The following is a 14,399-nucleotide window of genomic DNA, read 5'->3' on the forward strand; positions in this document are numbered from 1 at the left end:
ATGAGCATCATGCCGTCGCCCGAGGTCAACGCGATGATCTTCATCCTCACAGGAGAGAGGCTCATCGACGCGGACGAGGATCTCGCCTACGAGAGCCGCGTGCCCTACGCCCGCCTGGGCCGCAAGATCGACCAGATGTCCGCGCTGATCCAGAAGTCGGTGCACGACATCGGTCAGTCCATGCCGGACGACCTGTCGAAGGCGTACGCCGCCGCCATGGGCACCCTGACCGACGACGGTGGCAGGAACTACCTGCGGGAGTTCGCCGAACAGCTGGACAAGATCGCCGAGGGCCGGCGCAAGACCTCCATGGACATCATGGAGTCCAAGTGGCAGGTGATAGCCGAGGTCATCCGGCTGCTCATCGAGATCGCCATCTACCTGGCGATGTCGTTCTTCACCGGCGGCGCGTCGGCCAGCCAGATCATGCTGGCCAAGATGCGCAGCCGGTTCTTCATCCTCACCACGCTCAGCCACCTGCTCCAGCGGCTGCACATCGCACCCTCGCTGACCGAGGCGTTCTCCGAGGCGTTCACCACGTTCGCGGTCCGGCTGGCGATGATGAACTTCGCCCCCGACGGCCGCCGTCCCGACGGCTTCGACTGGAGCCAGATCCTCAAGGACGGTGCGTTCGGCGCCGCCGCCGGCGGGCTCACCAGCATCTTCGCCGAGTACGCCCGCAAGATCGTCAAGAGCTACGACGACACCTTCCTGAAGAACGGGACCGACCTCGACTTCAAGCTGCCGCCGAAGGTGAGGAACGACCTCGACCTCGACGCCGGCAACCGCACACCGAACTCCAAGCCGGACCCGGACACCAAGTTCGACACCACCCCGGACAACCGTCCCGACCCGGTCACGAACAGCCCCGGTCCCATGTACAACCCGCCGACCGGCTTCCGGGACCTGTTCTCCTTCCGGAACAACTTCCGCAACAACCCCGACCTGTGGCGGAACAACCAGATCCTGCGCAACAACGCCGACCGGCCGGGCGCGATCGCCGGGCACTACGGCATCAAGGGCACGGCCGACTTCCTCGCCGCCGGCTCCGGCGAGGCGCTCGCCGAGATCCTCATCAAGGGCGCGTTCGACGGCGACTGGTCCACGAGCTGGTCCACTTTCGTCGGCGCAGGTCTCAGCAGCCAGGTGGAGGCCACACTCACGGACGGCGCCAAGAACGGAAGCGCCGAACTGCGCAACATCCTCGAAGGGTTCCGTGACAAGCCGCCCACCGTCTCCAGCGGCGACGTCGCGTCCTCGGGGACTGGCGGCTCCGAAGGGCCGTCCCGCACCGGTGGCGGCACCGGCCGTATCGACGGCCCCTCAGATCCGGACACCGCCGGCGGCACCGGCACCACCCCCGTCCCGTCGCCGCTGGACAGCGGCGTCGAGGCGCCGCCCCCGTACTCCGTGACGGACCCGCCGCCGTACACGTCCCCCGCCCCGCCGCCGTACTCCCCGGGCACGCTGCCCGCGACCGCCACGGAGAACGCCCTGTGGCAGCAGGTCCACCGCGGTTCCGCCGACATCCGTGAGCAGGCTCTCCGCGACCTCACCACCCTGCGTGGCGAGCAGCCTCCCGGCGCCACGGAGATCGGCGTCCGCGACACCTTGCACGGCAACCTGTCCGAGGCCCCGGAGATCCGCGTGGTCCCCGTGGGGAGCGGCCCCGCCACGGAGGCCGACGCGGACGGCGTGCGCCGGGCTCTGGAGGGCTTCGGGACACCGGTGACGGTGACGCCGCCGCTCACCGTCACCGACGGCTCGGTGCCGGTGGGGGAGGGGAGCGGCTTCGGTCCGGGCACCGGCCTGGGGGCCGGCGTGAGTGCGGACGTCGGCGCGGGCGCCGGGGAGGGGGCGGCTGCGGGAAACACCGCCAAGGGCACAGGGGCCGACCCCGGTGCGGTGTCCGGCATGGGTGTGGGGCCGAGTGCGGCTCCTGGTGCGGTGTCCGGCATGGGTGTGGGGCCGAGTGCGGCTCCTGGTGCGGTGTCCGGCACGGGTGTAGGGCCGAGTGCGGCTCCTGGTGCGGTGTCCGGCACCGGTGCGGGCCCGAGCGCCGCCCCCGGGGCGGCGACCGGCGGTACGAGTGCCGGGCCAGGAGCGGGTGTCGGGAGCGGCGCGGGCACCGGTAACCGGGGCGCCGTGACGTCCGACGGCGGCGCCCCCGCGGCGGATCAGGACCCGCGTACCGTCGACGTACCGGGGCAGGAGGACGCCCCTGTCTCCGAGACGGTGACGACGACGGACGGTGTGTCAGAGGCCCCGGACTTGTCGCCCGGCGACACCGCCCCCGCGCCGCCGGAGGCCGAAGCGACCGGCCCTGTCACCGTCGACGGGGACGCCTCGCCGCTCACGGTCGTCGTGTCCGAAGGGCCGCCGCCGGCAGCGGGTTCGCCGGAGGCGGCCGCGCTCCTCGACAGGGCCGGCACCGACCGCGCCGTGGTCCTCGGTCCGCCGACCGCGCCGGACAGCACCGGACGCCCGAATCGCGCCGCCGTCGAGCTGACCCGCGAGACATCTGACGGCCCGGTCCAGGCGCGCCCGCTCACCGGTCCTGCCCCCGTCACGGCGGGCGCCCCGGACCCGGGGACCGACTTCCCCGGCGCCGACGTGCTGCTGCCGCTCGCCGACGCCCTCGGTCCGGCCCCGGACGTGCGGCCCGTCGTCACCGAGAGCGCCCCGTCCGTGGGCACGGGGCTTGAGCCCTCAGCGGACGTGGACCCGTCCGGGAAGGCACCGGTAGCGCCGGTCAAGCCCGTATCGCAGACGGGCGCCGGAGCCGTCCCGAACACCGACGCGAGTGTCCCCCCGGACGGCGCGGCCAAGTTTGATTCGGCGTCGCGCCCCTGGAGCGAGCCCGCCACCGTGCTGCACGTGGAGTCGGCTGACGGTGGCGATACCTCGCCCGTCGTGACCCCGCCGCCCGGCTCCCAGGTCGTGGTACGCCCTGCGGCCGGGAACCCACGGCCGGTCGGCGAGCCGGCCCTCGCCACTCTGGACGGGCGATCCGTCCCGCTCGAACAGGTGCGGCGTCTCGTTCCGGACACGGCGGTACGGCCCGAACCGGGCCGTACCGTGCGAACGCTGACCATCTCCCAGGACCCGGCCGACGACGGCACCGCCCGCGACGCCGGACGCCGGGCGCTGCTCGGACACAACTCGTACCGAGGCGTACGCACGGAATCCGGCCCCGCCGCCCCGAACACCGCCGACGCGACGGTCACGGCGCCGTCAGCCCCCCGTGCCGTGTTCACCGGTCCGACGACCGCACTCCCCGGCGCCGGCACCGAGCAGGGCGCCGACTACTTCGTGGGACACGGCACCCCGCGTGCCGTCACCCTCGGCACCCACGACGCCTCCCGGCCCACCGTGAAGGTGAGTGGCGTCCAGCTCGGTGAGGCGCTCAAGGCGTGGGCGGCCGACGGCGACCGGCAACGGCCGCTCGTGCTGTACTCCTGCGAGACCGGGCGGCAGCCGAGGATCGCGGGCCTCCCGGTAGCCCAGCACGTGGCCAACCGGACCGGGCGCTCCGTGTACGCGCCGACCAGCGAGGTCGGTACAGCCCGCGACAAGGACGGCAACGTCCGCGCGGTGCTCGTCGACAACGGGGACGGGCCGGGGCGGTGGCGGCTGTTCACCCCGGAACCCGGCGGTGCCGACCTGGACCAGCTTGCGCGCGACGCCGGTCTGCACGCGGGCCCCGGCCCGGCGGACCCGTTCGCCCGCGCCCGCACGCTGCAGCAGATCCGCACGCTGCGCGACGCGCTCGGACCGGGCGCCGAGAAGCAGCCCGGCAACCGGGAGCTGCTGGCCGGCCTCGCGCACGTGGACGGCCTGCGCTGGCAGGGCACGGACAGCGCGGCGCGTTACGGCGACGGCCGCATGACCCCCGACCTGCTCCGCCGTATGGTCACCGACTGGCACGGCGCCGGAGGCGGCCCGGTTGGCGGTCGCACGGACAGCCGCTCCGCCGTCGACCCGTCCACCGGACCCACGCCTGAGCAGTACACCGCCTTCCTGCGGGCGGCGGCCGCCGCCCGCGCCGACCAGGGGCCCGGCACCACACTCGACGACCTGATCCCCCCGCCGCCGCCCACGTTGCCGCCGACCGCGCTCGTCTCCCAGGACGACGTGCGCGGACTCGACTACGCCCGGTCGGCCCAGGTCGCCTGGGGGCTGTCGGACGATCCGCTGCCCCTGTCCGAACTGGGCCTCGGCCCCGAGGACACCGCCGAACTCGCCCGCCGCAGGCCCGACCTGTCGCCCGCGCCGAGCCGGCCGGAGAGTCTTGCCGAGGACCTGACCGCGTTCGGCCCGGTGACCGCCACTCCGGAGCCAGGGAGCCTCCTCCGGGCGGGCGGACTCACCTTCCGCCGGGTCGTCGCCCGGCCCGACGGCAACTGCTTCTTCCGGTCGGTCCTCGACAGCGCGCGTTCCAGGGAGGTGCCGCCCGCCTGGGCCGCGGGGAACGCCGACGGGTTGCGCGCGCGGGTGCGGGACCGTGTCGCCCACACCGAACTCGGCGACATCGCCGACGCCCTCGTGCCGGACCCGGTCCACTCCGTCGTCAACGACCTGCGGCTTCGTGCTCTGGCCGGGGAGAGCGACGCGGGCGCGCAGCGCCGGATCGCCGAGGAGTGGGACCGGATCGCACAGGAGGTCGTCACCGACGGCGACACGGGCCGGTGGCGGGAGATCGTCGCCGGCAGCGACTACCCGGGGCTCGCCGAGGTGGCGCCCACCCCCGCCGACGCGCGGCGGCTCGGCGGTCGCGGACTGCTGGCCGCCACCGCCGCGCGCGTGGACCTGTGGCGGTCCCCCTTCGCCGACCTCATCCCGGAGGCGCTGGCGCACACGCTCGACCTCGACCTGCGGATCGTGCAGCCCGACCCGCGGACACCCGGCGCGCTGACCACGATCGCACTGCACGCGGGCGGCACGGGCGACCCCCTGCACGTGGCGTACAACGGAACCGACCACTTCGACGCCCTGGTCCCCACCACGGACCCGAACCCCGCTCCGGACCCGGTATCCATCCCGAAGGGGTCGGACCCGTACGGGGACTGGCTGCGCGAGATGGCCGGGATCACGGACACCGCCCCCGGCACGGCCGATGAGGGCGACAGGACGCCGCTGGAGACACAGCTGGACCGGTATCGTCCGCCCCGGCTGCTGACCGGCCCGGACGCCCGTCGGCCGGGCCCGGCGCCTCGCACGGTCACCTTCGAGGACGGAAGCAGGCTGCCCGCCGCGCTGATCAGGCCGGGAGCCGACCCGGGCGACACCGGCGCGGACGGGACACCGCCGGGCGCCGAGCCCACCGGGCTGTTCGCCGGGACCGGTGTCCTCACCCTGCGCGCGCCCGAACTCGCGGCGCGACAGATCCTCGACGGGCTGCCGGACCGGCTGCAGGCGAGGTTCGACGAGGAGGAGCTGCTGAGGCTGCTGACCGACCAGCCCTCCGCGTTCACCGCCCCGCGCGGCGCCCGCCTCGTGGGCCGGGAGAAGTCCGGCGTCGGCCTGGAGATGACGGTGGAGGCCGTTCCGTACCACCGCTGGGTGCGCCTCTCGGACCCGGGCGGCGGCACGGTCAAGGCGGACACGGCGCGGCGCGGGCAGAGCGGCACCGGCGGTGGGCGCACGGTGGGCTTCGGACGCCGGATCGCGGGTGCCGTGAGCATGGGCCCGCCGCTGGACTGGCTGCTGAAGATCGGCGCCTCGCTGGGCTGGGCCCGCCGCACCGACTACAACCAGGGCACCACGTCGTACCAGCAGGCCGAGCACCGCGCGCACCAGGGCTCCCACCTGCACCTGGACGACGTCCACTACCGGGTACGGGTCCACCGCGTCACCGAGGCGCCCCGCCCCGCCGCCCCGGCCGTCACCGGCGGGACGCCCGGTACGGAGGACACGACCGGTATCGCGCCGGGCCCGCGCTGGACGCGACAGCTGGTGCACACCGCCGAGTTCGGCATGCGTGACGGGCTGAGCTGGCGGCTGCCGGACGACCTGACCGTGCCCTACGAGGGGCCGCGCCGGGCACCCCGCACCCTGACCTTCCCGGAGGGGGAGCACCCGCGGCTGCTCGACTCCACGGGCCTCTACCTGACGGACCCGGCGGAGGACGTGGCGCTGGCCCTCTCCGGCGCGCGGCCCGGCAGTTCGGCCCACCGCACCCTCGTGTCGTACACCCGTCCCGGGCGATTGCTCGGCCTGTTCGGACGGCTGACCGGGCCGGTCAGCGGACCGGAACTCACCCGGGGACGCGGCCGACGTCCACTGGGACACCTGGTCGTGGAGCGCTCGGTGCCGCACCGCGCCGACCTGGTCACCGAGTCGACCAAGGTCGAGGTGCGCGAACTCACCCAGACCACGTATTCCAACCAGCGCGGGCACGTCCGGGAGACCCGGTTCGGGCTTCAGGTCACCTCCGGGCCGAACCACCAGTTCGCCGGGCCGGTCACCGACGTGCGGGTGCAGGGCGGGCCGGTGGTCCGCACGGACCTCGCCGCCGGGCGCGGCCACTACCTGGGCACCGACGCGGCCCGCAAGGTGACCGGGCGGGTCCGCAACCAGCCGATGGCGCTGTACCGGGTCGAGCGCACCCTGATGGTCCGGGGCGCCGGCGAACCGAGGTCCGCAGCGCGGCCGGTGCGGGTGGTCAGCCTGGACTGGATGTCCACCCAGGACGCCCGCAGGCTCGCCGGATGGGACAGTCGCACACCCGGGCGTACGGGCCCGAACCAGGACGTCGAACCCCCGGTGCCGTGGTACCTCAAGAAGGAGGACCCGGTCCATCTCGGAGGCCAGGTCCGCGCGGAGGGCTTCCGGCCCGAGAACCAGACCGGGAACGTGCCCGGGGCCGTCGGCACCGGGACCGCTCCCGTCACCGGCCCGCAGACGGCGCCGGCGCAGAGCGGCACCCCGAAGCCCCAGCGCGACCCCCTGCAGACGTTCGCGGACACGGTCCTGGACACCCTGCACGCCTCCTACCCGTCGCTGTTCCTCCCGCCCGCGATGCGGAACCACCCGCGTCTGGCGCGGCTCTGGTACAGCGACGAGCGGCTGCGGACGGCGTGGTTCAACGAGCGGCAGGTGAGCGAGGCCCTGAACCGGCCCACCCTCGCCCAGGCGCTGGACGACCTGACCACCACCGGCGTCCCGGTCACGCTCGTCGAGGACGGCAAGGTCAGGCGCGGGCACCACACGCTGACCCTGCGGGCCCGGCTGACCGACCGCCGGTTCGAGACCACCCTGAACGAGCGGACGCTGCGCAACGCGGTGATCGGCAACGAGGTCTCGGGCGAGGGCCAGCAGCAGTCCAGCACCTACTCCGCCGGTGTCGAGGTGGGCGTCTCGCCCCGTGATCACGACAAGGTGGGCGACACCGGACTGCCGCGCCAGATCGGCAACCTCATGGTCGGCGGGCGCTACGCCCACACCCGTCAGGAGGCCACCCGGAACACGGTCACCGTCGCCCACGACCACCTGACGGCCCAGAGCGGCATCGACCTCTACAGCTACCGGGTGGAGCTCAGGGCCGACTTCGAGGGGCACCGTCGTCCGCGCGGCTGGCCCCGGCTGCTGACGGCCGGACTGCTCGGCGTGGGCGTCTTCGTCAGCACGGTCGCGGAACGCCCGCTGTTCCGCCGCGGCACCGAGACCGTGGGACGGGTCGAACTGGCCGTCCCCGCCGCTCACGGCTCCGACCGCTACGCTCCCACGGACCTGCCCGCCGCGCCGTCCACGGACCCGTCCGCCGCCCCAGCGACGTCGACGGCCACGACCTCCACCCCCACGGCCCCCGCCTCGCGGCGGCTGTCCGCCCTCGATGCCGACCAACTGCTGGACGGCACGGGCCCGGTGTCCATGACCGACGCGAAGAGTCAGTCGCTCGCCGAACGGCTGCTCGGCTCCCCGCACGTGGTGCTCAGCACCCAGGGCGGCCCGCAACGCCAGGAGCTCGTGCAGGAGACGGCGGACCGCGCCTCCGGCGACTCCTGGCACACCAGCGCCCCCGGCACCCCGGTCCGCACAGCGCTGCGCCGCGCGGTGGCCGACCTCAGCGTGGCCGGGCAACTCGGCCAGTATCTCGGCCCGTTCGGCACCCGCGTCACCGGACTCCACGGCGCGGGCCCGTTCCGTACGCACTACCTGAAGGCCGCCGTTCGAGGCGAGCTGGAGAACGTACGGGTCATGAGCGACCCCAAGCCCTCCTCCTTGGAGAACACGGTCGCCAACGACCACAAGGTCACCGGCAGTTCGAGCACCACCTCGCGCACCACGCTCGGTCTCCAGGGCAGCGACTCGCCGCTGCAGCAGGCCTCCGGCGCCCAGCCGGTGTCCGGCTCCTACGGCAGCGCCCTCCAGTACGCGTGGGGCAGGGGCCGCGCCCTCGCGCAGTCCGTCACCCGTGGACGCAGCACGACCATGACGTACGCCGGGCGCATGTACCTGGTGGTCGCCGACGCCGCCGAGGCCGTCGCCGTCCGGGACCGCTGGACGGCCGCGATGGGCACCATCGGCACCCGGGCCGGACAGCGGATCGGGTCCGTCGCCGGGCGGCTGTCCGGCCGCGTCGGGCAGGCCCTGTCCCCGCGCCGGGCCGCCGCCGCGTTCCACCGTGTCCGGGACGCCGTCATGTTCCACCTGCCGATGCAGGACGCCATCGAGACCGGCCTCGCTCCGGACGGCCTCGGCACCGGCACCCCGCGCAACCTCGGCGGTGGCTACCGGGTGCCGGGCTTCCTGCGCGGCCGGCGCTTCCCGACCCACCCCAGCGGCCGGCTCGACGCGAGCAGCGCGGCCCAGCAGCTCCTGCCGCGCCTGGAGAGGGCCGGGGTGCCCTCGCACGACCGCGAACAGGTCCTGCAACGGCTCTCGCCCGACTTCCTCCTCGCCCACCTGCACGAGCTGACCACCGACGGGGTGACCCTGCCGGTCCGCCACCGCACCTGGTCGAGCCCTCACCACCTGCCGGTCGGCGGCAGCCCGGCACAGGTCCGGTTCAAGCTGACGCCGGCCGGCACCACCGTGAAGCGGCTGCGCACCGGGTACGAGGTGGACGACTACCGGACCATCGCCCGCGACTCCGCGGCCGGCGTCACCCAGGACCGCGGCGGCGACCTCACCCTCAGCGCCGGCCAGCGCACGCCGGGAAGCGACGTCCTCGCCGCCAACCCGTCCCTCCAGGGGACGGCGACCGGACAGCGGGCCGGCACCCGCACCGACACCCTCGGCAGCACCGCGATGCCCGACATCGCCACCACGCAGGCGCACGCGGAGGTCGTCACCGGCTACATCCTGACCGTCACCATGACCGACGCCGCCGGTGACCCGCTGGCGCCGCGTGCCGTCGCACACGTCGGCACGCTCCACGAACTCGTCTCGGCGGGACTGCTCACGCCGTCCGGCACCGGCGACGACGGCACGCTCACCGAGCAGGACGTCAGCGAACCCGAGCGCGCGGTACGCATGCTGACGGCCGAACAGGCGCGTCGAGAAGCCGTCGCCGCCTGGCGCGCGGACGGCGACGACATCCTGCCGTTCGACGACCGCACCGGCTCCGGGATGCTCGCCGTCGACATCCGCGGCGCGGCCAACGTCGGGAACGCGCTCACCCTCGCCACCGCCCGCGCGGACGGCCTCGGCGACGGCGACCTCGGCAGGCGGCACACCGGCGACCCGCTGACCGCGCAGGTGCGCATCGCCCGCCACACCCCGCTCACCGCCCTCGGCACGGCGCCCGCGCAGGCGCAGCAGGAAGCCACCTCCCAGGGCGGCCTCACCGCCGGGTTCCGGGAGGCACTCTGCGCGGACGGCTCCGTGCTGCCCACCCAGTCCTCCGCGCGTCTGTTCGGCCAGTCCCACACCGTCGAGTCCCGTCTCTACGCCAAGATGCACCGGCGCGGCGCCCGCCTGCTCGCCGTCGAGAGCGCGCCCCGCATGGAGGGCATGCAGCGGCACAAGACCTCCCAAGCGACGGAAGCCGGGATCACCGACAACTCCGAGGGCGCCCTCGGCACCGCGCCGCTCGTCGCCACCGGCGGCGCCGGCCTGACCAACCCCGGCGTCACCGGCCCGGTCGGCGGCGCCGGTGACGGCGTCGCACACAAGGGCGCCGAGGACGTCACCCTTGGCACCCACGTCAAGTACGGCATCGACCGCAGCATGCTCTTCGCGCTGCCGGTGAGCTGGCTGGCGGTCTCCGAGGCGGACCACCGGATCACCGACAGCCGGCCCCTGCGCACCCTCGGCAAGGCGAAGCGCGGCCCGCGCGCCGCCGAGGCCGAGACCACCGCACTGGTCTGGCTGCGCGAGGACCAGGCCCGCGACTACGGCCTCCTGGACGACTCCTCCTTCCCCCAAGAGGCCGCCGCCGCCTGGGACGACATGGCCAAGGCCGCCGCCGACCTCGCCGTGGCCGAGAAGGAGTACTACGACGCCCGTGCCCGGACCCGCGAAGCGTGGCTCTCGCTCGGCCCCGACGAGCGCGCCGCGCTCGGCGACGGCGACCCCGGCCTGACATCGGCGCTGACGACCGTGCTGCCGCGGAGCCTCGCCGAGTCCCCGGCCGTCCTCGCCTGGCAGGCCGCCCGTGACGACGCGCACCTGTGGGAGGGACGGGTGGACGCCGCCGCCGCCGACCACCACCGGCTGCACCTCGCCGCGTCCCGGCTCACCGCCCACCACCAGGGCTCGGCCGCCGTGCCGGTGCGGGATGTGCCGCAGGAGTACACGGAGCCCGAGTGGCGTTCCGGCGCCCCGGCCCCGTACGCCGTCACCGAGCCCGACGGCACCGGCGTACGCACCCTCACCTCTCCGGACGGCGCCGTCGTGCGGGCGGTCCACGAAGTACCGCATGACGGCGCGTCGTTCTTCCACGCGCTGATCGCCACGGCCGGGGAGCGCGGCCGGCTGGCCCGGCTGCTCGGCGCCGACCTCGCCGACCGGTTCACCGCCGCCCCGGGCGACCCCGAGGTCATCGCCGACGCCGTCCACACCACCCGGGACCGCCTCGCCCGGGAGCTGGGCCGGCCGGACAACAGGGACCTGCTCGACTCCCTCGCCCCGGACACCGCCGACACCTTCACCCAGGAGGAGCTGGACGGCGCGGGCATCACGCTGTCCCCGGAGCAGCAGGCCGAGTTCGACGCCCTCGGCCGCCTGCCGGAGACATTCTGGCCGAACCCGGCGCAGCGGGCGGCGCTGGCCTCCCTCGCCCTCGCCCGCCCGTTCGCCGCCGAGCCGCTTCCCGCCGACGCCGCGCGGCCCGACGACACCCCGGCGCCGCCCGCGCGCCGCGCCGGGGACCACGGCGGCGCCGACCTGCTGCCGGCGCTGGCCGCACGGCTCCTCGGCACCTCGCTGACCGTGGTCACCGGTGAGGGCCGCGAACAGCGCTTCCTCCCGTACCGCGACGACCGGGACGGCGCCGCCCGCGACGGGTCCGCCACCGTCGACCCCGCGGCGGACCCGGTGCTCTTCGCCGCCGACGGTCATTTCCACGCCGCCTTGTCCGCACACGCCCCCGCCCCGTCCACCACCGCGCTGCCGGCACCGACACATGAGGGCTCCGGCACGTCCGGCGATACGTCGGCCGCGATCGGCAAGCCGTCCCAGCCGGCCACGCACCGCAGCCACACCACCGCCCCCTGGCTCCCGCCCGCCGACGGCGACGGCACGCGCTACCGCCTCGCCCGGGACGGCGTCCTCACCGCACCCGACGGCGCCACCTACACGCAGGGAACGCCCACCGGCCGGGGCAACGGCTTCTTCGGCGCCCTGTCCACCGCGCTGCGACACGCCGCCGCGCAACCGGACCTGGACAGCTGGGAGGCCGGCAGGCTGCGGTCGCGCGCCGGAGCGTCGCCCGCCCAGCTCATGCGGCTGAACGGCCTGCCGGGCACCCCGGCCGAGCGGACCGCGCTCTTCTCGCCGCCGCCCCTGACGCGGCGCCCGGGCGCTCCCGCGCCGAGCCCGGAGGCGAAGGAAGGACACCTGCGCCGTCACCTCGCCGAGGCCCCCTGGACCACCACCGAGGCCGACCAGGCGGTCGTCCGCTGGGCGGCCGCCGCGACCGGCGTCACCGTCACCCTCGTCGAGGAGAACGGCACCCCCCACACCTACCTCGGCCCCGGCGGGCCCAGCGGCCCGCACCTGCGGCTCCGCCGTCGGGGCGGCGACTTCGTCCCGCTGATCGAGCGCACGCCGGCTCCGGCCGCCGGGACGTCACCCACCGACGGCACCGGTCCGGACACCACGGCGACCGCGACCACGACCGCCGTTCCGCTGCCACCGTCCACGCCGGCGTCACCGTCCTCCGCGCCACCTCCGTCGCGGCTCCCGTCGTCCACCGAGACCACCACTGACGGACGGCCGGCCACCGAGACCGCAGCCGGCACCACCACGACCGTCACCGGGACCGACACCGACACCGGGACCGACACCGACGCCGGTCCACCGGGGCTCGACGGCGACGACGCGTACGAGCTGAGCCCGCTCGCGGGCGACCGGGGCGGCCAGGGTGACCCCACCCGTCAACTGGCCGTCGGGCGACGGGCCGGAGCCGTACTGCACTCCCTCGGGCACCCCGTGACGCTGGCCGGCGCGGCCCGCGGCCGGGTGCAGTTCGGCACCCCCCGCCCGCTGGACGCCGTGGAGTTCGGGCTCCCCGGGGGCAGCCTGCCCACGGCGGCCTCGGTCCGGCGGGCGCTGGAGCAGGAGTTTCCGGGGGCGCAGGTGCGGCCGTCGGCCGTCACGGGCGGCGGCCGGACCCTCGCCCTGTCGGTCGACGGCGTCACCATCAGGATCACCGCGACCGGACGCGCGTACACCGGCACCGTCCGCATCGACGGCTTCACCCTGCCCGCGCCCGCAGACTCCGTCGCCGACGCCGCCCTCACACTGGCCACCGCCACCGGCCAGGACTTCCGCGGACGCGACCTCCTCGACCTGCTGTGGGCCCTGCGCGCCACCTCGGCCGACGGCACGCCCTCCCTCACACCGGCCACCCTGCCCGAGGACGCCTACCGCGCCGCCCGCCCCGCCGGCGCCCCCGCGTCCCTCGCCGTCCGGCTCAGCGAAGTACTCGACACCGCCGCCCTGGACGCCGACACCCTCGCGCGCCACGAGCGGACCTGGCGCGAGCTCGGCGTCGCCGACGGCGACCTGCCCGGCCTGCGAGCCGAACTGACCGGCCTCGCCCACGCCTTGCGCACCGCACCCGAGGTGACCGCGGACCCGGTGCGTACGCTCGCCGCCCGGCTGCCCGGCCTGTCCGCCACCGACCGCAACGCCGCCCTAACCCTTCTGACGCCCGCCGACCGCGAGCGTCTGGCCGCCGACCCCGCGCTCGTGGATGCCCTGCGCACCGCCACCGATCCGGAGGAGTTCGCCTCGGTCGCGGCCGACCTCATCACGCAGGTGCCCGACGGGGTCGGACAGCCCTTCTCCGCCCGCGCCGCCGCCCGTACCCAGATCGCCCGGCTGCTGCGCGACCCCGAGGTCACGGCCCGGCTGCTCAAGGGCGGCTCCCGCGTCGTGGTCGTCCCCAGGACCGAGGCCCTGACCTCCCTGGACGCCTTCCGCTTCCTTAACGGCGCCGTCACCGTCGACGGCCGCCCCTGGGACGGCGTCCGCGGCGTCGGCACGCGCACCGCCGCCGTCACCGAGGAGAACCTGCTCGGCGAGCGCACCACCGTCGGCCCCGGCATGTCCGCCTACCCCGACGGTTACTCGACCACCGTCCACGAGTTCGCCCACACCGTCCACCTCCACGGCCTGGACGCCACCGACCGGCAGCGCGTCACCCACGCCTTCCGCACCACCACCCGGCACGGTGAGGCGGGCGCCTGGCCCGACGGCCCGCTCCACTCCCGCGACGCAGACGGCCGCCGCAGCGCCCCCAACTACAGCAGCCGCGACGAACGCGAGTTCTTCGCCCAGCTCACCAACGTCTACCTGCGCGTCAACGGCGGCAACGACCCCTACACCGGCCTGCCCCGCGTCAACGCGGGCCCCGAGTGGGTCCGCACCCGCCAGCCCGCCCTCTACCCGCTGCTGCGCCGGCTCTACGGCGACGCGACCGACACGCGCCCCGCCGACGTCAACCCCGTCGAGGCCACCGACGCCGAGAACGAGGCGCTGGCCCGCGCCCGCGCCTTGTTCGCCGTGGCCGAGGGCACCCCGACAGAGGACGGACCCGCCCACGAAGCCGTCCGCGCCCTGTGGGACGGCACCACCGGAACCCACGTACCGCAGCCCCACCCACCGGCGCCTCGGCCCGCCCCCTCGCCGTCCGACGCCCGCCGGGACACCGCAGCGCCGCCGCCGCCCGCCGACGACGCCGTACAGCGCCGCCTGCGGGAGTTGTGGGCCGTCGTCGACGCCACCTT

1 protein-coding gene (cut by a window edge) is annotated in these 14,399 nt (G+C 75.2%); it reads left to right on the forward strand.

The features are described from left to right. Positions 1 to 14,399 carry the 5' end (the start) of a lonely Cys domain-containing protein gene (locus ACQY0Z_RS31045; protein ID WP_439813181.1) on the forward strand. The gene runs 18,994 nt beyond the window's last position, so only the first 14,399 of its 33,393 coding nucleotides appear in the window; it begins with the start codon at positions 1 to 3; the stop codon falls past the right edge of the window.

This window comes from Streptomyces sp. P9-2 (genome assembly GCF_051903975.1).
In the GTDB taxonomy this organism is placed as follows: Bacteria; Actinomycetota; Actinomycetes; order Streptomycetales; family Streptomycetaceae; genus Streptomyces; species Streptomyces cellulosae.